This window comes from Kitasatospora sp. NBC_00070 (assembly GCF_045041205.1).
GTDB lineage: Bacteria > Actinomycetota > Actinomycetes > Streptomycetales > Streptomycetaceae > Kitasatospora.
In genome coordinates, this window is record NZ_CP108247.1 from 7,674,021 (window position 1) to 7,696,590 (window position 22,570).

2 protein-coding genes are annotated in these 22,570 nt (G+C 76.8%); both read right to left on the bottom strand.

Going from position 1 to position 22,570, the window contains the following annotated elements; genetic code table 11:
* Positions 1-640: 640 nt before the first annotated feature.
* A complete protein-coding gene (locus OHV05_RS34940) occupies positions 641-8,137 on the bottom strand; it encodes an amino acid adenylation domain-containing protein (RefSeq protein WP_405021331.1) in 7,497 nt (2,498 codons plus the stop codon).
* Positions 8,134-22,458: an amino acid adenylation domain-containing protein gene (locus OHV05_RS34945; protein WP_405021332.1), complete on the bottom strand. Its 14,325-nt coding sequence runs from the start codon at positions 22,456-22,458 to the stop codon at positions 8,134-8,136. The genes OHV05_RS34940 and OHV05_RS34945 overlap by 4 nt, the downstream gene beginning before the upstream one ends.
* Between the last annotated feature and the right edge of the window lie 112 nt (positions 22,459-22,570).

The following is a 22,570-nucleotide window of genomic DNA, read 5'->3' on the forward strand; positions in this document are numbered from 1 at the left end:
GTGGCGGGCTGGGGCTTCCGCAGTGCTCGTGGAGATGGAGCCGCCGCTCAGCAGCACGTGCGAGGTCCGCGGGCAACGGCGACTTACTGTTCCCGGGCTCGAGCCGAGCGGTTGCATCCACGCCGCGAGGTGAGTCCCGAGGGCCGGTATCCGGTGCCGCGTCAGAAAGTCTTGGTCCTACGGCGATGTCACGTCGTCGGGCTGCACCGGCGGTGCATGTCCACCGTGCTGTGCTGGCGGCAGAGCGGGTGCGAGTCCGTGAGATCGATGATGACGAGGGCGGACGGCTGCTGCGGATCGTCCGCAGGGGCACCGGGGCGGTGGTGACCTGGCGGCGGGCCCGGACGGTGCTGCTCTCCGCCCATTTGCCGGGCACACGGGCCCCTGGCCCTGGAACTTGTGCAGGGTCGGCCGCGTCCGGTTGCCCGCCCGGGCGTCGGGGCCGGCCACCACGCCGGTTCCGGCCGTGCTGCTCGCGGAAGGCCGACCTGATGCCCACCACCACCCAGCCCGGCCCTGACGGCGGCGGCCAGGCCGACGGCCACAGCCGGCGCCGGCGGCCACCCCTCGAAAGCGGGGTGGCCGCCGGCGGGGTCCGCGGATGGTCCCGGTGGGCCCGGTGGATCGGCCTGAGCCGTTGTCAGCGGGCGTCCGGGGACGGCAGGAAGCGGGTGTCGCGGAAGTAGGCGAGGTAGCGGGCGATCACCTCCGCGGTGAGCGCGGGCGCGTGGACGCCCAGGGCCGCGACGGTGGCTGCGGTGGCGCGGGAGTCGAAGTGCCGGGCCTCGGTGGTGCGCGGTGCCCGGCCGGGCTCGCCCAGGAAGAGCTGGGCGGCGTTGTCGGGGGATGCGGCCACGGCGTGCTGCCACTGTTCGGTGGGGAGGGTGTCCACCCGGTAGCCGGCGGTGCGGGCGGCGTCGAAGACCGCGTCGAGGGCGGGCGGGTCGGGGTGGGTGTGCTGGAAGGTCTCGGTGCCGTCGCGGTCGGTGGTGCAGAGCGCGACGATCGAGGCGCTGACGAAGTCGACGGGCACCCAGCCGGTGGAGCCGGGGGGCAGGTCGGGGACGGCGTGGGCCTGGAGGCAGCCCTTGACGAGCTGCCAGAGCAGGTCGTGCTCCTGGCAGGCGCCGGTGCCGGTGTCGCCGCTGATCCGGCCGGGGCGGTGCAGGGTGACCGGCAGGCCGCGTTCGCGGGCGAGACCGACCAGGCCCTCGGCGACCCACTTGCTCCGGGAGTAGCCGTCCGGCAGGGCGTGGGCCGGGCCGGTCGGGGTGCGCTCGGTGATGCGGGCCGGACCCCCGGTCGGGGCGTGGACGCCGGTGGTCGACACGTAGTGCAGGCCGGGGGAGCCGGAGTCGGCGAGCAGGCGCAGCAGCTCCTCGGTGCCGGCCACGTTGGCGGGGCGCAGGTCGGCGTAGCCGGCCGCGAAGTGCACGCGGGCGCCGTTGTGCAGGACGGGGCCGAGGCGGCGGACCAAGGCGGCGCGGACCTCGGGGGTGAGCGCCAGGCCCGGGGTGGCGAGGTCGCCCGGGACCGGGTGGATCAGGGGGCGGTACCGGTCGTGCCAGAGGCCGTAGTGGCGCAGGTTGGCCTCCAGGCGGTGGGCTCCGTCGTGCTCGTCCCGGGCGCGGACGAAGCAGTCGACGGGGCCGCCGGTGGCGTCGAGGAGGTCGCGGAGCAGGTACGCGCCGAGGAAGCCGGAGGCCCCGGTGAGCAGGGGCCGGGAGGAGGGCCGGGAGGGGCGGGCCCGGCCGGTGATGTCCGGGGCCAGGCGGACTTCTGACGCCCAGTCGATCCGTTCGGGGGCCGTGCTGCTGCCGCCCAGCAGACCGGCGACGCCTTCGACGGTCGGGGCCGCGAACAGTGCGCGCAGCGGCAGCCGTCGGCCGAAGCGCTCCTCGATCTGCCGGGCCAGGGTGACGGCGAGCAGGGAGTGGCCGCCGAGGGCGAAGAAGTCGTCGGTGGCGCCGACCGCAGGCAGCCCGAGGGTCTGCGCGAAGACCTCGCACAGCGCGCGTTCGCGCTCGGTGCGCGGGCCGCGTCCGGTGGTCCGGGGGTCGGCGGGTGCGGGCAGGGCCCGGCGGTCGGTCTTGCCGTTGGGGGTGACCGGCAGGGCGTCGAGGCGGACGTGGGCGGAGGGCACCATGTGCTCCGGCAGGACGGCTGCCAGCAACTCCCGTACCCGGTCGCCGTCCGGGGCGTCGTCGGACCCGTGGGCGGCCACGGTGTAGGCGACCAGGCGCCGGTCGCCGGGACGGTCCTCGCGGACGACGGCGCAGGCGGCGGCGATGCCGGGCAGGGCGGTGAGGGCCGCCTCGATCTCGCCGAGCTCGATCCGGAAGCCCCGCAGCTTGACCTGGTCGTCCACCCGGCCGAGGTACTCCAGCTCGCCGTGGCGGTCCCAGCGGGCGAGGTCGCCGGTACGGTACATCCGGCTCCCGTCGGCTGCGGCGGGGTCCGCGACGAACCGGGTGGCGGTGAGCCCGGGCCGCCCGTGGTAGCCCCGGGCCAGGCCCTCGCCCGAGACGTACAACTCGCCCGCCATGCCCGGCGGTACGGGTACCAGCCGGTCGTCGAGGACCTGGACCCGGGTGCCGTCGACGGGGGCGCCGATCGGCACCGTGCGGTCGGGGGCGAACGGCCCGTCGGGGTGCTGGAAGTCGCTCATGGTGGCGCAGACCGTGGTCTCGGTGGGCCCGTACGCGTTGACCAGGTGCCGGCCGCGGGACCAGGTGCGGGCCAGGGCGGGCGGGCAGGCCTCGCCGGCCAGCACGATGGTCGTCCCGGCGGGCAGGGAGTCGGGCGGCAGCACCGCGAGGGCGGCCGGCGGGAGGGTCAGGTGGGTGATGCCGTGGTCGCGGACGCGGTCGGCCAGGGCCGGGCCGGGGAGCAGCGCCTCCTTCGTGTCGAGCTCCAGGCAGGCCCCGGCGAGCAGGGCCATCGAGAGCTCCCAGAAGGCGGCGTCGAAGCTCACCGAGGCCAGCTGCAGGACGCGGGCGGCCGGGGTGACCCGGAGGCGTTCGCGCTGGGTGGCGGCCATCGCCGCGATGCCCCGGTGGGTGACGACCACGCCCTTGGGGCGGCCGGTGGAGCCCGAGGTGTGGATGACGTAGGCCGGGTGCTCGGGGCGGGCGGTCGGCAGCGGCCCGGACAGGGCGGGGTGGTCGTCGCCCGGGTACAGGTGGGGGACGGTGCCGGCGGGGAGGCGGTGGTGCAGCTCGGGGGTGGTGAGCAGCAGCCGGGGCGCCGCGTCCGCCAGCATGTGGGCCAGCCGGGCGGCCGGGTAGTCGGTGTCCAGGGGCAGGTAGGCGGCGCCGGCCTTGAGGACCGCGAGCAGGGCGACGGGCAGGGCGGCGTCCCGGGGCAGCGCGACCGCGACCCGGTCCTCGGGGCCGACGCCGTGGGCGGCCAGCTGCCGGGCCAGGGTGTCGGCGCGGGCGTCGAGCTGACGGTAGGTCAGGGTGGTGTGCGGGTCGCGGACGGCGGGTGCGTCGGGGGTGTCGCGCACCCAGGCGGACAGCAGCTCGGGGAAGGTCGCGACGGCGGCGTTGGGGCCGGTGCCCCACCGGGCGAGCCGGGCCCGGTCGGTGGGGTCGAGCACCTGGTAGGCGTGCAGGGGCAGGTCCGGGTCGGTGGTGACGGCGTCGAGCAGGCGGACCAGCCGGTCGGCCAGGGTGTGGACGGTGTCGGCGTCGAAGAGGTCGGTCGCGTAGTCGACGCTCCCCAGCAGCGTGCCCGGTACGGGCCCGGCGTCCGGCGTCTCGGCGAAGGTGAACGACAGGTCGAACTTGCTGGCGCCGAGATCCAGCGGCACCGGGTGGACGGTGAGGCCGGGCAGGTCGACGGGGGTGGCCCGGGTGTGGTTCTGCAGCACCAGCATGGTCTGGAACAGCGGGTGGTGCTGGGCCCGGGCCGGGTTGAGCAGCTCGACCAGCCGCTCGAACGGGACGTCCTGGTGGGCGTGCGCGGCCAGGTCGAACTCCTTGACCCGGTCCAGGAGTTCGCCGAACGTCGGGTCGCCGGAGAGGTCGGTGCGCAGCACCAGGGTGTTGACGAAGAAGCCGACCAGGTCGGCGGTGGCCGCGTCGGTGCGCCCGGCCACGGCGGTGCCCAGCGGGACGTCCTCCCCAGCGCCGTGCCGGGACAGCAGCAGCGCCAGGGCGGCCTGCAGCACCATGAAGGGGGTGCACCGGCCGGCCCGGGCCAGGGCCTCGATCCGGCGGGTGGTGTCGGGGCCGACGGTGAAGTGGTGGGTGGCGCCGTCGTGCCGGGCGACGGCCGGCTGCGGGCGGTCCCGGGGCAGCTCCACCCGCTCCGGCAGCCCGGCCAGGGCCTCGCGCCAGAAGGCGAGTTGACGGCCCACCGGGCTGTCGGGGTCCTGCTCGTCGCCGAGCAGTTCACGCTGCCAGAGGGTGTAGTCGGCGTAGTCGACGGGGAGCGGGCTCCAGGCGGGGGCCGCTCCCGCCAGCCGGGCCCGGTAGGCGGTGCCGAGGTCGCGGACCAGCGGAGCCAGCGAGGAGCCGTCGGCGGCGATGTGATGGATCACCAGGACCAGGACGTGGGTGCGCTCGGCGAGCCGCAGCAGCACCGCCCGCAGCGGCAGGTCCTGCTCGACGTCGATCGGCTCGGCGACGGCGGCCGCGATCCGGTCCGCGTGCTTCTCCTCGTCGACGGACTCCAGCGTGAACGGCAGCCGGACCTCCTCGGGCGGGAGGACGTGCTGCACCGGCCCGTCCGGACCGGCCGGGAAGACGGTGCGCAGGGCGGAGTGCCGGAGCAGGACGTCGCGCAGCGCCAGCCGCAGGGCGTCCGGGTCGAGCTCGCCTTCGAGGCGTACCGCGAAGGGGATGTGGTAGGTGGCGGAGGGGCCGTCGAGGCGGTGCAGGAACCACAGCCGCTGCTGGGCGGGGGAGAGCGGGAGCGCCTCGGGGTGCGGGCGGGCGGTCAGGGGCGGCCGGGCCGGGCGGCCGGCGTCCGCCAGGGCGGCGGCGAGCGAGGCGACGGTGGGGTGCTCGAAGAGCGTGCGGATCTGCGCCTCGGCGTCCAGCGCGGTGCGGATGCGGCCGACCAGCAGGGTGGCGAGCAGTGAATTGCCGCCGAGCGCGAAGAAGTTGTCCTCCGCGCCGACCCGGGCCCGGCCGAGGGTCTCGGCGAAGAGCGCGGCGAGGATCTCCTCCCGGGCGCCGCGCGGCGCCCGTCCGGTGGCGGCGGTGGTGGCCCCGGTGGGGGCGTCGGGTGCGGGCAGCGCGGCGCGGTCGAGCTTGCCGTTGGCCGTCATCGGCAGGGCGGCCAGCACCTGCACGCTCGGCGGCACCAGGTGGGCGGGCAGCCGGCGGGCCAGGTGGGCGGTGAGAGCGGCAGGGTCGGCCGTGCGGCCGGCCGCCGGGACGACGTACGCCGCCAGGGCGCGGTCGCCGGGCCGGTCCTCCCGCACCACGACGCAGGCGGCCCGCACCGCCGGGTGGTCGCGCAGCGCGGCCTCGATCTCGGCGGGCTCGATCCGGTGGCCGCGGAGCTTGACCTGCTGGTCGGCGCGGCCGACGTGGACCAGACCGATGCCCGGGGCGCGGCGCACCAGGTCGCCGGTGCGGTACATCCGGCTCCCGTCGGCCGCGAAGGGGTCGGCGACGAAGCGGGTGGCGGTGAGGCCCGGCTGCCCGAGGTAGCCGCGGGCCACGCCGGGGCCCGCGAGGTACAGCTCGCCCTCGGCGCCGTCCGGGGCGGGGCGCAGCGCGCCGTCCAGGACCAGCGCCCGTACGCCGTCCAGTGGTCGGCCGATCGGCGGGACGCCGCCCGGGGCGTGCTCGGCGGGGACGCGGTGCAGCAGGGCGAAGGTGGTCGCCTCGGTGGGCCCGTACGCGTTGAGGACGCGGGTGGCGGGGTACGCGGCGGCGAGGTGCTGGAGCACGCCGGGGGCGGCCGCCTCCCCGCCGCCGGCGGCCAGCCGCAGCAGGCCGAGCGCGCCGGGGTCGGTCTCGGCGAAGACGTTGAACAGCGCCGTGGTGAGGAAGGCCGCGCGGGCGCCGTGCCGGGTGACGGCCTCGCGCAGCTGCTCGGGCTGGAGCACGCCGTCGGGGGCGAGGACGACCCGGCCGCCGCGCAGCAGCGGGACCCAGAGCTCGAAGGTGGCGGCGTCGAAGGCGTAGGCGGAGTGCATCAGCACGGCCTCGCCCGCCCCGTCCCGGCTCCAGGTGCGGTCGGCGGCGAGTGCCGCGATGTCGCCGTGGGTGACGCCGACGCCCTTGGGCCGGCCGGTGGAGCCCGAGGTGAACATGGTGTAGGCCAGCCGCTCGCCGCCGGCCGGGGCGGGCAGCGGACCCGGGGCGTACGGCCCGCCGCTGGTGACGCGGCCGGTGTCGTCCACCGTCAGCACCCGTACCCCGGGGCCGAGTTCGCGCACCCAGGGGTGGGTGGCGTGGGCGGCGTCGACGATCAGCAGGCGGGGGGCGGCGGCCGCGGTCACCTGGCCGAGCCGCTCGGCGGGCCAGCGCGGGTCCAGCGGCACGTACGCGGCACCGGCCCGGAGCACCCCGAGCGGGGCGGTGACCTGGGCGGCGGAGCGGCTCAGCAGCAGGCCGACGCCCTCCTCGGGTGCCGCACCGAGACCGGTCAGTGCCTGGGCCAGGAGGTCGGCCCGGGCGGTGAGCTGACGGTAGGTCAGGCCGGTGGCGGAGCCGGTGACGGCGAGCGCGTCCGGGTGGGCGGCGGCCCGGCGGGCGACGGCGGCGGGCAGGTCGGTGGCGCGGACGTCCGCCACCGGCTCCGGGCCGGCCCCGGCGGCGAGCAGGGCCTCGGCCTCGCCGTCCAGCAGGACGGAGACGGTGTCGGCGCGGACGTCCAGGCCGTCGGCCAGCGCGGTCAGCAGCGTCCGCATCCGGGCGGCGGTGCGGGCCGCCCAGGCGCCGTCCAGCAGCTCGGGGCGGTGGGCGAAGGTGAGGCGCAGGGTGGCGCCGGGGGCGATGGTGAGGGTCAGCGGGTAGTGCGCGGCGTCGGCGCCCTCGATCCCGGTGACGGCCAGCCCGGGCAGGCGCCGCCCGGCGGCGGCCAGGCCCTCCTGGTCCAGCGGGTAGTTCTCGAAGACCGCCAGGGTGTCGAAGAGGGTGTCGAGCCCGGTCGTGCCGCTGATCTCGGCCAGGCCGGTGTGCTGACTGCCCAGCAGCCGGGCCTGCTCGTCCTGGAACCTGGCCAGCAGCCCGGCGAGGCTCTCCCCGGCGCGCAGGGTCAGCCGGACCGGCACCGTGTTGATGAACAGTCCGATCATCGACTCGACGCCGGGCAGCTCCGGCGGCCGTCCGGAGACGGTGGTGCCGAACACCACGTCGGACCGGCCGGTCAGCCGGGCCAGCAGCAGGCCCCAGGCGCCCTGCACCAGGGTGTTGAGGGTCAGCCGGTGGGCACGCGCGGTGGCGCGCAGCCGCTCGGTGGTGTCCCGGTCCAGTTCCAGCACCACGCGCTCCGGCAGCCCCCCGACCCGGCCCTGCTCCGCCGGGCCGCGCCCGGCCAGCAGGGTGGGGCCCTCCAGCCCCGCCAGCGCGGTGCGCCAGGCGTCCAGCGCGGCGGCCCGGTCCTGCCCGGCGAGCCAGGCGAGGTAGTTGCGGTAGGGGGTGACGCGCGGCAGGGCGGAGTCGTCGCCGTGGCGGGCGTACAGCTCGAACAGCTCGCTCAGCAGCAGCGGCAACGACCAGCCGTCCAGCAGCAGGTGATGACTGGTCATCACCAGCCGGTGGCGGTCCGCCCCGGTGCGCAGCAGGGCGAACCGCATCAGCGGCGGATCGGCCAGGTCGAACCGCCGGACCCGGTCGGCGGCCAGGAACTCCCGCAGCCGGTCGGCCACCCCGCCCGGGCCCTCACCCGCCGTCAGGTCGTACGTGCGCAGCGGCACCGGCACCTGCGCGGCCACCGCCTGCACCGGCTGGTCCAGGTCCTCGTGCAGGAAGCCGACCCGCAGGTTGGCGTGGCGCCGCAGCAGCGCCGCGACGGCGGCCCGCAGCGCGGCCGGGTCGACGGTGCCCTCCAGGGTGAGGACGAACTGCGCCGTGTAGACGTCGATCGCGGCCTGGTCGTACAGGGCGTGGAACAGCATGCCCTCCTGCAAGGGCGTCAGCGGAAGTACGTCCTCGAGTTCGAACCCGGTCATGCGCGTCCACCCCACTTGGTCTTCAGTCGGTCGAGTTGGCCCTGGTCGAGGGTGACCAGGGGAAGGTCGGACGGCGTCAGGCCGCCCGCGCCGGGCTGCTCCGCGTGGTCGGCCAGCGCGCGCAGGGCCCGGTCGAAGGCGTCGGCCAGGGCGCCGACCTCCGCCCGGTCGAGCAGCTCCGCCGCCCAGGTCCAGCGCACCACCAGCCGCGGGCCGGCCGGGCCGTCCTCGGTGTGTGCGTTGATGTCCAGGACGTGGTGGACCGGCATGTCCCGGTCCTGGGCGGCCGGGGCACCGCCGTCGGGCAGCACCTCCCAGTCGCCGCCCTGCCCGGCCGCGGCGTACCGGCCGAGGTAGTTGAAGCCGATCTGGGGGTCGGGCGCCCCGGCCAGCCGGGCGGCCGCCACCGGGTCGAGGTGGCGGAGCACGCCGTACCCGATGCCGTGGTCGGGCACCGCCCGCAGCTGCTCCTTGACGCGCTTGACGGCGCGGTCCACCACGGCGGCGTCCAGCCGTTCCGGGTCGCGCGGGTCCGGCGGGCCCGGGTCGAGCAGCACGGGGTAGAGGCTGGTGAACCAGCCGACCGTCCGGGAGAGGTCGAGCTCGGCCGTGAGCTGTTCGCGGCCGTGGCTCTCCAGGTCGATCAGCACACCGTCACCGGCCTCACCCCGCTGGGCCCGCAGGCTGCGGACGGCGAGTGCGAGGGCGGTGAGCAGGACGTCGTCCACCCCGGCGTGGAAGGCGGCGGGGACGGTGCTGAGCAGCGCCTCGGTGGCGGCGCCGGCCGGGTGGGTGGTGAGGGTCCTGGTCCGGGCCGCGGTGTCCCGGGCCGGGTCCGGCTGACGGGTGCTCAGGGGCGCGGCCACGGCGTGGGCCTGCGCCTCCCAGCGGGGCAGCTCGGCCGCCCGGGTGCCCTGCTCGGCGGCGGTGGCGAGCAGCCGGGCCCAGGCCCGGTAGGAGGTGGGGACGGATGGCAGTGCGGCCCCGGGTCCGGAGGTCCAGGCGGTGACCAGGTCCTCGGCCAGGATGCGCCAGGACACCGCGTCCACCGCCAGGTGGTGCACCAGCAGCAGCAGCCGTCCGGGCACCCCCGGCCCGGCGTCGCACCAGACCGCCTCGACCACCTCGCCGTGCGCGGGCCGCAGCCGGCGCCGGGCCTGCTCGCCCGCCTCGGTGAGGACCGCGCGGACCTTGTCCTCCGCGTACCCGGCCGTGTCGATCCGGGCGAGGCGGGGGGCGATCCGCACCGTGCCCCGGGGCAGCGTCTCCAGTCCGGGGGTGCCCCCGGCGGTGCGGGTGACGCGGACCCGGAGCATGTCGTGGTGGTCGACCAGGGCCTGCAGCGCGGCGGTGAGCCGCTCCTGGGTGGCGTCGGCGGGCGTGCGCAGCACCGCGGACTGGTTGTAGCCGTCGGTCGGCCCCGGACGGTCCAGGAACCAGGCCGCGATCGGGGTCAGCGGCATGGTGCCGACCCCGTCGTCCACCGGGGCCGCCGTCCGCGCGCCGGCGTCCTCGGCGACCAGTGCGAGCGCCTCGGGCGTGCGGTGCAGGAACACGTCCCGGGGGGTGATCCGCAGCCGGAACTCGCGTACCCTGCTGACCAGTTGGATGGAGAGGATGCTGTCACCGCCGAGCGCGAAGAAGTCGTCGTCGGTGCGCACCCCGGGCAGCCGCAGCACTGCGGCGAACGCCTCGCACAGGGCTTGCTCCCGCTCGGTGCGAGGCCGTCCGCCCGCCCGGTCGGCCACCGGGGCGGGGAGCGCGGGCGTCGGCAGCGCCCGCCGGTCGGTCTTGCCGTTGGCCAGCAGCGGCAGCGCGTCCAGCCGGACGAAGACCGACGGGACCATCGACGGCGGCAGCACCGCGGCCAGCCGGGCGCGCAGCTCGCCGTCCTCGGGGACGGCGGCCCGGCCGGAGGCGGCCACCGTGTAGGCGACCAGCCGCTGTTCGCCCGGACGGTCCTCGCGGACCAGCACACAGGCGGCCCCGACGCCCTCGACCGCCGTCAGCGCGGCCTCGATCTCGCCGGGCTCCATCCGCACGCCGTGCAGCTTGACCTGGTCGTCGGCCCGGCCCAGGTAGCCGAGCCGCCCGTCCGCGTCGCGCCGCACCAGGTCGCCGGTGCGGTACATCCGGCTGCCGTCGGCGGCGAAGGGGTCGGCGGTGAACCGGCCGGCGGTCAGGCCGGGCCGGCCCAGGTAGCCGCGCGCCAGGCCCTCGCCCGCCAGGTACAACTCGCCCACCACGCCCGCCGGGACGGGGCGCAGCGCACCGTCCAGGACGTACGCGCGGGTGTTGTCGACGGGGTGCCCGAGCGGCACCGAGCCCTCGCGGTCCCCGCCGCCGTACCGGTGGGCGGTGGCGTCGATGGTCGCCTCGGTCGGCCCGTACAGGTTGTGCGTCTCCACGCCCCAGGCCCGTACGGCGCGCTCGGCCAGCGCCACGGGCAGCGGCTCACCGCCGCACAGGACGGCCCGCAGCGCGGCCGGCGGCTCCTCGTGCTCGGTCTCGCCGAGCACCAGGGCCAGCAGCGAGGGCACGAACTGAGCCACCGTCACCCCCTCGGCCCGCATCCGGGCCAGCAGCGCGGCCGGGTCGTGGGTCAGGTCCGGCGGCACCGGGCAGGTGGCACCGCCGTGCAGCAGCGGCAGCCAGGTCTCCCAGACCGAGGCGTCGAAGCCCGGCGAGGTGCGGGCCAGCACCCGGTCGGCGTCGGTGAGTTCGAGGTGGTCCGCCATCCAGGCCATGTGATTGGTGAGCGCGGCGTGGGTGACCACCACGCCCTTGGGGCGGCCGGTGGAGCCGGAGGTGTGGATGACGTACGCGGCGTCCAGCGGCCCGGGGGTGTCGAGGTCCGCCTCCGGGCCGGTGGGCGCCCCGTCCACGGTGAGCACCGGGACCGGCAGCACCGGCAGCGCCGCGCGGACCTGCTCCGAGGTGAGCAGCAGGACCGGCCGGGCGTCCTCGACCACCGACCGGAGTCGGGCGGCCGGATGGTCCGGGTCGAGCGGCAGCCAGGCCGCCCCGGCCTTGGCCACCGCCAGCATCGCCACCACCTGGTGGGCCGTGCCCGGCAGGGCCAGCGCCACCACCTCCCCGCGTCGGACACCCCGGCCGCGCAGCAGCCGGGCCAGCGCGTCGGAGCGGAGGTCGAGTTCGGCGAAGGTCAGGCTGCGGGCGCCGTCCCGGACAGCGAGCGCGTCGGGGGTGCGGTCGCGCTGGGCCCGGAACGCCCCGGGCACGGTGCGCTCGGGCACCCGACGGACCGCGCCGTGCCCGGCCCGCAGCAGGGCGGCCGTCTCCTCCGGCGCCAGCACGGTGACCGCACCCACCCGCTGTGCGGGGTCGGCGCCGAGCGAGCCCAGCAGCCGGACCATCCGGTCGGCGAGCGCGCGGGCGGTGGCGGGCGCGAACAGGTCGGTGGCGAACTCGAGCGTCCCGTCCAGGCCGTCAGGGCCGCCCCGCTCGTCCCGGCGCTCGGTGAAGGTGAAGGTCAGGTCGAACTTGCTGATGCCGGTGCGCACCTGCTGCTCCGTCACCGTCAGGCCCGGCAGTTCGACGGCCGCGCCGGCCTGGTTCTGCAGCACCAGCATGGTCTGGAACAGCGGGTGGCGGCTCTGGGTGCGCTGCGGGTCCAGCGCGTCCACCAGTCGCTCGAACGGCACGTCCTGGTGGGCGTAGGCGGCGAGGTCGAAGTCCCGCACCCGGTCCAGGGCCTGATCGAAGGTCGGGTCGCCGCTCAGGTCGGTGCGCAGCACCAGCGTGTTGACGAAGAAGCCGACCAGCTCGTCCAGCGCCTCGTCGGTGCGCCCGGCCACCGGGGTGCCGAGCGGGATGTCCTCGCCGGCCCCGTGCGCCCGGAGCAGCACGGCGAGTGCGGCCTGGAGCACCATGAACAGACTGCTGCCGCGCGAGCGGGCCAGCTCGCCGAGCGCGCGGTGCGTCGCGGCGTCCACCGGGAAGGCGAACGCCTCGCCCCGGTGGCTCGCGACGGCCGGGCGCGGCCGGTCGAGCGGCAGGTCGAGCAGGTCGGGCAGGCCGTCGAGCGCGGAGCGCCAGTACGCGAGCTGCCGCGCGGCCGGTGTGGCGGGGTCGTCCTCGTCGCCGAGCAGCGCGCGCTGCCAGAGGGTGTAGTCGGCGTACTGGACGGGCAGTTCGGGCCAGTCGGGGGCAGTCCCGCCGGTGCGGGCGCGGTAGGCCGTGCCCAGGTCGCGGGCGAGCGGCTCCAGCGACCAGCCGTCCCCGGCGATGTGGTGCAGCAGCAGCACCAGGACGTGCGCGTCCTCACCCAGCCGGAGCAGCCGGGCCCGGACGGGGCGCTCGCGGCTGACGTCGAAGGTGTGCGCGGTCTCGGCGCTCAGCACGGTGTCCAACTGCGCCGGGTCGACCTGGCGGGGCGTCAGGTCGAGGTCGGCGCCCGCCGCGTCCAGCACCCGCTGGCTCGGCACCCCCGCGGTGTCCGGGAAGACGGTGCGCAGGCTCTCGTGCCGCCCGACCAGGTCGGCCAGGGCCCGGGCGAGGGCGTCCCCGTCCAGCGGCCCGTCCAGCCGGAGCACCAGCGGCACGTTGTAGGTGGCGCTCGGCCCCTCGAAGCGGTGCAGGAACCACAGTCGCTGCTGGGCGGGGGAGAGCGGCATCGGGTCGGGCCGGTGGGCGGCCCGCTCGAGGCGGGCGCGGGCCGTGTCCGCGCCGTCGAGGGCGGCGGCCAGCCGGGCCGGGGTGGGGTGGTCGAAGACGGTCCGCACCTCGACCTCCAGGTCGAGCACCGCGCGCAGCCGGGCAGCCAGCCGGGTGGCGAGCAGCGAGTGGCCGCCGAGGGCGAAGAAGTCGTCGTCCGCGCCGACCGCCGGGCGGCCGAGCAGGTCGGCGAAGACCGCGCAGACCACCTCCTCCCGGGCGGTGCGCGGCGCCCGGCCCGGGACGCTGGTGGACTGGGCCGGGGCGGGCAGGGCGGCGCGGTCCACCTTCCCGTTCGGGGTGAGCGGGAGCGCCGCCAGCGGCACGATCGCGGACGGCACCAGATAGGCGGGCAGCACCCGGGCCAGCTCCAGGGCGAGCTCCCGGGCCAGCCCGGCCGGGTCGGCGCCGGTGCCGGCCGTGGGGACCACGTACGCGACCAGCCGACGGTCGCCGGGCAGGTCCTCGCGGACCAGAGCGAAGGCGTCGGCCACCTCGGAGTGGGCCGACAGGGCTCCTTCGACCTCGCCCAACTCGATCCGGTAGCCGCGCAGTTTGACCTGTCCGTCGGCCCGCGAGACGTAGGCGATCTGTCCCTCCGGGGTCCAGCGGACCAGGTCGCCGGTGCGGTACATCCGGCTGCCGTCGGCGGCGAACGGGTCGGCGACGAAGCGTCCGGCGGTCAGGCCGGGGCGGCCCAGGTAGCCGCGGGCCACGCCCCGGCCGGACAGGTACAGCTCGCCGACCACGCCCGGGGGCACGGGGGCGAGGGCGGCGTCCAGGACGTGCAGCCGCATGCCGTTCAGCGGCCGCCCGATCGGCGGCGGCCCGGCCGGGAGGTCGGCGGTGACGGCGTACCGGGTGGCGAAGGTGGTGGTCTCGGTGGGTCCGTAGACGTGCAGCACCCGGGCCCCGGGTGCGGTGGCGGCGACCCGCTGCATGGCGTCGGGCGAGGCCAGCTCGCCGCCCGCGCAGACCACCCGCAGGCCGGTGAAGGCGCCCGGGTCGGTCTCCGCGATCACGTTGAACAGCGCGGTGGTCAGGAAGACCGCCGTGACGCCGTGGTCGTGGACGGCGGCGTCCAGGGTGCGGGCCTCCAGCAGCCCGTCCGGGGCGACCACCACCCGGCCGCCGTTCAGCAGCGGCGCCCAGATCTCGAAGGTGGAGGCGTCGAAGACGTACGCGGAGTGCATCAGCACCGCGTCCGCGGCGCCGTCGGACCACGCGGCGTCCTCCGCCAGGGCGGCGACGTCGGCGTGGGTGACGCCGACGCCCTTGGGCAAGCCGGTGGAGCCGGAGGTGAACATCACGTACGCCAGGGAATCCGGGCCCGGCACCCGCTCCGGACGGCTGGGCCGCCCGGGCGCGCCCCGCAGGACCCGGCCCTGACGGTCCAGCACCACCAGCGGCAGGGTGGCCGCCCGGCCGGCCACCCACGGGGTGGCGGCGCTCTCCTCGTCGACCAGCAGCAGGCGGGGCTCCGCCACGGCGGCGACCCGGTCCAGCCGCTCGGCGGGCCAGCGGGCGTCCAGCGGGACGTACGCGGCCGCCGCGCGGACCGTGCCGAGCGAGGCCGTCACCACGGCGGCCGAGCGACCCAGCAGCACGCCGACGGCGTCCTCCGGGCCGATGCCGTGACCGGCCAGGACGACCGCGAGCTCGGCGGAGGCCCGGCTCAGCTCGGCGTAGGAGAGGGTGACCGCGCCGTCGGTGACGGCGGGGGCGCCGGGCGTGCGGTGCGCCTGGCGGGCGAACAGCGCGGGCAGGGTGGTGGCGGCCGGCGGCAGCGGGTGCGCCGCGCCCCAGTGCGAGACCCGGCGGTGCTCCTCGGCGGTGAGCAGCTCGTACCCGGACAGGCGCTGGTCCGGTGCGGCCACCGCCTGCTCCAGCAGCCGCACCAGCCGGGCCGCCAGCGCCTCGGCGGTGGCCCGGTCGAACAGCGCGGTGGCGTACTCGAGCCCGGCGGAGAGGACGGCGGCCGTGCCGTCCGGGCCCGGCTCCTCGCCGAAGGAGAAGGTCAGGTCGAACTTGCTCAGGCCGTTGTGGACCAGGCGCTGCTCCACGGTGAGGCCGGGCAGTTCGGGGCGGGTGGCCTGCTGGTTCTGCAGCACCACCATGGTCTGGAACAGCGGGTGGTGGTCCCGGGCCCGGACCGGGTTCAGGCTCTCCACCAGCCGCTCGAACGGCACGTCCTGGTGGGCGAACGCCGCCAGGTCGAACTCCCGCACCCGGTGCAGGAGCTCACGGAACGTCGGGTCGCCGGAGAGGTCGGTGCGCAGCACCAGCGTGTTGACGAAGAAGCCGACCAGCTCCTCCAGCGCCTCCTCGCCGCGCCCGGCCACCGGGGTGCCCAGCGGGATGTCCTCGCCCGCGCCGTGCCGGTGCAGCAGGGCGGCCACGGCCGCCTGCAGCACCATGAACAGGGTGCTCCCGGTGCCCCGCGCGAGGCCGAGCAGCGCGGTGTGCAGGGCGGGCGGGAGGTCGAACTCCACCACCGCGCCGCGGGCGTCTGCGGTCGCCGGTCGGGGGTGGTCCAGCGGCAGGTCGAGCAGGGCGGGCAGACCGGCCAGCGCCCGGCGCCAGTGGTCGAGCTGACGGGGCAGCAGCTCCCCGTCCTCGCGCAGCAGTTCGCGCTGCCAGAGGGTGTAGTCGGCGTACTGGAGCGGCGCCGCCGGGAGCGCTCCCGCGGCCTGCGGGCCGGTCAGGCGGGCCCGGTAGGCCTCGGCGAGGTCCCGGGTCAGTGGGCCGAGCGACCAACCGTCGCCCGCGATGTGGTGCAGCACCAGCACCAGCACGTGGTGCCCGGGCGCGGCGCGCAGCAGCCGGGCGCGGAGCGGCGGGTCGGTGAGCACGTCGAAGGGCTCGCCGACGGCGGCCAGCACGGCCGCCTCCAGGTCCTTCGGCGCGGTGCTCTCCACCGGTGGCCGGGGCGCGGCGGCCTCGGCGGGGAGGACGAGCTGACGGGGCGTGCCGTCCCGTTCGGGGAAGACGGTGCGCAGGGCCTCGTGCCGGTCCACCACGTCGAGCAGGGCGCCGCGCAGGGCGTCCGGGTCCAGGGTGCCGCGCAGCTCCAGGACCAGCGGGAGGTTGTAGGTGGAGCCGGGGCCGTCCATCCGGTTGAGGAACCAGAGCCGGCTCTGGGCGGCGGACAGCGGCAGCGGGTCGGGGCGGTCGGCGTGGCCGGTGCGGGTGAGCGCGGGCCGGCCGGGCGCCGCCGGGTCCAGGACGCGGGCCAGCGCGGCGGCGGTCGGGTGCTCGAACAGGGTGCGCACCGTCAGGTCCGCGCCGAGCACGGTGCGGATCCGGCTGACCACCCGCATGGCCAGCAGCGAGTGCCCGCCGAGGTCGAAGAAGCTCTGCTGCGGTCCCACCGAGGGACGCGCCAGCACCTCGGCGAAGATCCCGGTCAGCAGCTCCTCCCGCAGCGTCTGCGGGCGGGCTCCGGCCGGTGACGGGGTGTCGGCGGGTACGGGCAGGGCCCGGCGGTCCACCTTGCCGTTGGGCAGCAGCGGGAGCCCGTCCAGCAGGACCACAGCGTCGGGCACCAGATGGTGGGGCAGCACCTCGGCCAGGGCGTCCCGCAGCGCGGTGGCGGTCGGGGCCGGCTCGGCCGGGACGGCGTACGCGACCAGGCGCGGCCGCCCGGGGAGGTCCTCGCGGACCAGCACGCAGGCGGCCGTCACCCCCGGCAGCTCCAGCAGGGCGGCCGCCACCTCGCCGGGTTCGATCCGGAACCCGCGCAGTTTGACCTGGTCGTCGGCGCGGGCCACATGGTGCAGCAGGCCGTCCCCGTCGAACCGGGCCAGGTCGCCGGTGCGGTACATCCGGGCCCCGGGAGCCTCGAAGGGGTCGGCGACGAACCGGGTGGCGGTGAGCCCGGGGCGGTCGTGGTAGCCGAGGGCGAGGTTGGCGCCGGCCAGGTACAGCTCCCCGGTGACACCGGGCGGCACGGGGCGCAGCCGCCGGTCCAGCACGTAGGCGCGCATGCCGTCGACCGGCCGCCCGATGGGCACCGATCCGGTGCGGGCCTCCCCGGCGTCGGAGCGGCCGACGCGGTGGGCGGTGGCGTCGATGGTCGCCTCGGTCGGCCCGTACAGGTTGTGCGGCTCGGCCCGCCAGCGGTCGGCGACGGCCTCGGCCAGGGTGCGCGGCAGCGTCTCGCCGCCGCACAGGACGGCGCGCAGGCCGGCCGGCGGTGCGGCGTCGGTGTCGTCGGCGTTGTCCGCGAGCAGCAGGGCCAGGTGGGAGGGGACGAACTGAGCCACCGTCACGTCGAAGCGGCGCATCCAGGCGAGCAGTTCGCGCGGCTCCCGGTTGGCTCCGGCGGGCGTCACGCAGACCTCGGCGCCCTGGGTGAGCGGCAGCCAGAGCTCCCAGACCGAGGCGTCGAAGCTGGTCGAGGTACGCGCCAAGACCCGGTCGTCCGGGGTGAGGTGGAGGTGGTCCGCCATCCAGTCCATGTGGTTGGCGAGGGCCAGGTGCGGGACGACCACACCCTTGGGGCGGCCGGTCGACCCGGAGGTGTAGATGACGTAGGCCGGGTCCGAGGGGCGCGGACGGGGGAGGGGGCCGGGAGCGGCCGGGGCGCGGAGCTCCGGGTCGTCCAGGCCGAGCCGGGGGAGGTCGCCCGCCGGGAGGTCGGCGGGGACTCCGGCGCCGGTGACCAGCAGGACGGGCCGGGCGTCCGCCAGCATCTGCCGGACGCGGGCGGGCGGGTAGTCGGGGTCGACGGGGACGTAGGCGGCCCCGGTCCGCAGCACGGCCAGCATGGCGACGGCGGTGTCCACGGAGGGCGGGACGGCGAGCGCGACCAGCGTGCCGGGCCCGGCACCGCGCCGGCGCAGGGCGTGGGCCAGCGCGTCGGCCCGGGCGTCCAGCTCGGCGTAGCCGAGCCGGGTGTGCGCGTCCCGGACGGCGGGGGCGTCCGGGGTGCGGGCCGCCCAGGCGGCGACCGCCTCGGGCACGGTCCGCGAGGGCAGCGGGCGGCGGGCGCCGAGCCCCAGCTCCAGCACCCGCGCGCGCTCCTGCGCGGTGAGCGGGTCGAGGTCGCCGACCGTCCGGTCGGGAGCGTCCACCGCTTCGGCCAGCAGATGGGCGAACCGGTCGGCGAGCGCCCGGGCCGTGCTCCGGTCGAACAGGTCGGTGGCGTACTCCAGGTACCCGCCGAGCGCGGTGCCCGGGCCGTCCCCGTCCCCGGTCCTGGCCGTCCCGGCCGTCTCGGCCAGCGAGAAGGTCAGGTCGAACTTGCTGGTCCCGGGGTGCCGGGACAGGTCGCGGACGGTGACCCCCAGCAGGTCCAGCTCCGCGCGCTGCTGGTTCTGCAGCACCAGCATGGTCTGGAACAGCGGGTGGTGGCCGGCCGAGCGCTCCGGGTTGAGGCCCTCGACCAGGCGCTCGAACGGCAGGTCGGCGTGGGCGAACGCCGCGAGGTCGAACTCCCGCACCCGGGTGAGCAGTTCGCGGAAGGTCGGGTCGCCGGAGAGGTCGGTGCGCAGCACCACGGTGTTGACGAAGAAGCCGACCAGCTCCTCCAGCGCCTCGTCGGTCCGGCCGGCCAGTGCGGCGCCGACCGGGATGTCGGTACCGGCACCGTGCGCGCGCAGCGTCACCGCGAGCGCGGCCTGGAGCACCATGAACGGCGTGCAGCCCGACTCCCGGGCGAGCCGGACCAGGCGCGCGTACGCCTCGGCGGGCAGCTCGAACGGCACCGCGTCGCCCCGGTGGCTCGGCGCCGCCTGGCGCGGGCGGTCCAGGGGCAGCGACAGCAGGTCGGGCGCGCCGGCCAGGGCGCCCCGCCAGAAGGCGAGCTGACGGGAGGTCAGGCTCTGCGGGTCGTCGTCGGCGCCGAGCAACCCGCGCTGCCAGAGCGCGTAGTCGGCGTACTGGACGCGCAGGGCCGGCCAGTCGGGGGCGGCGCCCGCCGTCCGGGCCCGGTGGGCGGTGGCGAGGTCCCGGCAGAGCGGGGCCAGCGACCAGCCGTCCGCGCAGACGTGGTGCAGCACCAGGACCAGCACGTGCCGGTCCGGCCCGGCCCGCAGCAGCCGGGCACGCACCGGGAGGTCGGTGGTGAGGTCGAAGGGCGCCGCGGTCAGCCGGTCCACCACGGCCCTGGTCCACTCCTCGGCCGGCTCGCCGGGCGGGAGCGCCTCGACGGTCAGCGGGACCAGCGGCAGGGCGGCCTGCGGGGTGAGCACGCTCTGTTGCGGCGTGCCGTCCCGTTCGGGCAGCACCGTCCGCAGGCTCTCGTGCCGGGCGACCACGTCCCCGAGCGCCGCGCGCAGCGCCGCGGTGTCCAGCGGCCCGTCCAGGGCGAGGACCAGCGGGAGGTTGTAGGTGGCGTCCGCGCCCTCCGCCTGGTTGAGGAACCACAGGCGGCGCTGCGCGGAGGACAGCGGTACGGGTTCGGGCCGGGGCCCGGCGGCGACGGCGGGCCGCACCGGCCCGGCCGGGCCCAGCACGGCGGCCAGCCCGGCGACGGTGGGGTGCTCGAACACCTGCCGCAGGGTGGGCTCGGTACCCGTCGCGGCCCGGATCCGGCCGATCAGCCGGGTGGCGAGCAGCGAGTGGCCGCCGAGGGCGAAGAAGTCGTCGTCGACACCGACGGCCGGCAGCCCGAGCACGTCGGCGAACAGGGCGGCGAGCAGCTCCTCCTGCGGGGTGCGCGGGGCGGCGGCCCCGGCAGCGGTGGGGCCCTGCGGGGCGGGCAGCGCCTGCCGGTCGAGCTTCCCGTTCGCGTTCAGCGGCAGCGCGTCGAGCAGCACGAACGCGGCGGGCACCAGGTACGCGGGCAGCACCCGGGCGAGCGCACGGCCCAGCTCCGGACCGTCCGGCCGGGCTCCGGCGGCGGGCACCACGTAGCCGACCAGCCGGGGGTTGCCCGGGACGTCCTCGCGGACCAGCACGCGCGCGTCCCGCACACCCGGGAGGGTGAGCAGGGCGTACTCGATCTCGGCGAGCTCGATCCGGAAGCCGCGCAGCTTGACCTGGCCGTCGGCCCGTCCGACGTACTCGACGGTGCCGTTCCCGGTCCAGCGGACCAGGTCGCCGGTGCGGTACATCCGGGCGCCGCCCGGGGCGTGCGGGTCGGCCAGGAACCGGGTGGCGGTGAGGCCGGGGCGGCCCAGATAGCCGCGGGCGACGCCGGTGCCGCCCACGTACAGCTCGCCGACCACGCCGGCCGGCACCGGGCGGAGCGCCTGGTCGAGCACGTACAGGCGGGTCCCGTCGAGCGGGCCGCCGATCGGCGGCACCCCGTCGGGCCCGGGCCGGACGTGGTGGCGGCTGGCGAAGGTGGTGGTCTCGGTGGGGCCGTAGACGTGCAGCACCCGGGTCTGCGGCGCCGCCGCGGCGGCGCGCTGCATCAGCTCCGGCGAGGCGGCCTCGCCGCCCGCCGCGACCACGCGCAGGCCGGCGAACGCGGCCGGGTCGGTCCGGGCGATCTCGTTGAACAGCGCCGTGGTCAGGAAGAGCGCGCTCACTCCGTCCCGGGCCACGGCCGCCGCCAGCGCCCGGGCGTCCAGCACCCCGGGCGGGGCGACCACCACCCGGCCGCCGCGCAGCAGCGGGGCCCAGATCTCGAAGGTGGAGGCGTCGAAGACGTAGGCCGAGTGCATCAGCACCGCCGTGCAGGTGTCGCCGCTCCATGCGCTGTCGGCCGCCAGGGCGAGCACGTCCGCGTGCGAGACGCCGACGCCCTTGGGCAGGCCGGTGGAGCCGGAGGTGAAGACGGTGTACGCGAGCCGGTCGGCGCTGATCCGCCGGGGCAGCGGGCCCGGTCGGTCCGGGGCACCCCGCAGCACGGTGCCGAGCCGGTCGACCACCAGCACCGGCAGCCGCCCGGCCGCGCCTTGCACCCAGCCGCTCCCTGCCGCCTCCTCGTCCACCACCAGCGCGCGGACCCGGCCGATCTCGGCCACCCGGTCCAGGCGCGCGTCCGGCCAGGCGGCGTCCATCGGCACGTACCCGGCACCGGCGGTCACCGCACCGAGCGAGGCGGTCACCACGGCGGCCGAGCGGCCGGTCAGCACACCGACGCCGTCCTCCGCCCGCAGGCCCCAGCCGACCAGTTGGCCGGCCAGCGCGGCGGCGGCCAGCTCCAGCTCCCGGTACGAGAGCGTCAGCGGGCCGTCCACCACGGCGGGGGAGCCGGGCGCGCTGCGGGCCTGTGCCGCGAACGCCTCCGGCAGGCTGGTCACCGTCAGGTCGGCGGGCAGCTCGGTCCCACGGCCCTGGTCCAGCAGCTCCGCCGCGGCCCGGCCCTCCGTCAGCGGCAGGTCGTTGACGAGGGTGGCGCTGTCCGCAGCGGCGAAGGCGGTCAGGAAGCCGATCACGGCCTGCTGGTGCAGCCGGACGTCCTCGGGGTCGTACAGGTCCGGGTTGGTGTCGAAGCCGATCAGCGGGCCGGTGCCCTCCGACCGTTCCGACACGAACAGCGAGACGTCGTCCACCGGGCCGATCGACAGCACCCGGGAGGTGGCCCGGCTGCCCGCGAACTCCAGGTCGTAGTCGTACCCCATGATGTTCACCACGAGGTCGGTCAGCTGTGCCACCCCGTCCGCCTGGTGGAGTTCGCGTGCCAGCTGCTCCCGGGAGAAGCGCCGGTGGCGCAGGGCAGCGCGCATCTCGCCGGCGACACCGCGCACCAGCTCCTCGACCGTCAGCCCGGGAGTGAGCGCCAGCGGTACGGGAAGCACGGTGGCGGTCATGCCGATCGCCTCCCGCAGCCCGCCGGGGCGCCCGTGCGAGGCCAGGCCGACGCAGACCTCCCGCCGCCCGGTGACCCGCCCGGTGTACGCGGCGAGCGCCGCGACCAGCACGGCGCTCCAGGTGGTACGGCCCGCCTTCGCCAGCCGCCGCAGGCCGTCGAACACGGCGAGCGGCAGCGTCTCCCCGGTGTGCAGGGCCGTCGCGGTCCCGCCCGGGCCCGGCAGGCCGGTCCGCCTGCGCAGCAGCGGGAAGCCGCCCCCGTCCTCGTTTCCATTGCCGGCGCCCGCCCGCCCGGCGAACCGCTCGGTCCAGTAGGCGCGGTCGGCCTGGTACCGGTCCGAGGCGCGGTACTCCGCCTCGTCCGCCACCAGGGCCCGCAGCGAGTCACCGGGCGGCTCCGCCGACGTGAGGTCCTCGCCGCCCGCCGCCCGGGTGTAGAGCTCGGCCACCGACCGGGCCACCAGGGCGCCGCTCAGGCCGTCCATCGCGATGTGGTGGTACCGGACGTACCAGTGGTGCAGCTCAGGCCCCAGCCGCAGCAGCGCCCAGTGGTGGGTGGGCGACGCCAGGTCGTCGACGGCGGCCATGTCCTCGGCCATGTACCGCTCCGACGCCGCCCGGGGGTCCTCGGCGCCGGCCAGGTCCACCAGGCGCAGCCGGTTCGTGACCCGGGCCGGGCGGACGATGCGCTGGTAGGGCTGCCCGTCCTCGGTGACGAACGCCGTGTTGAGGCTCTCGCAGTGGTGGACCACGCGGTCGACCACTGCGGCGAAGAGTCTCTCGTCGAGCGTTCCTCTGATCTCCAGGCATTCTCCGATGTTGTACTTCGGACTGCCGGGATCGAATAATTGGCCGTACCACACTCCCTCCTGGGCCGCAGTCAGGGAGAGGAGGCCAGGGGCGGTTTCCACCGTGCGGACAGGGCTGTTTTCGGGCATGCCGACGACACCTTCGGTGAGGTTTTCCAATGGTGAATGGATGGATTGACGCAGGGCGCCGGTCAGCCGCACACGGCTGACCGGGCACTACCCCGAGGCGGTCAATCCAACG

Excerpts from the sequence above, each read along its gene's own strand:
- OHV05_RS34940 (WP_405021331.1), bottom strand. The coding sequence starts at position 8,137 with ATGACCGGGTTCGAACTCGAGGACGTACTTCCGCTGACGCCCTTGCAG.
- OHV05_RS34945 (WP_405021332.1), bottom strand. The coding sequence starts at position 22,458 with ATGCCCGAAAACAGCCCTGTCCGCACGGTGGAAACCGCCCCTGGCCTC.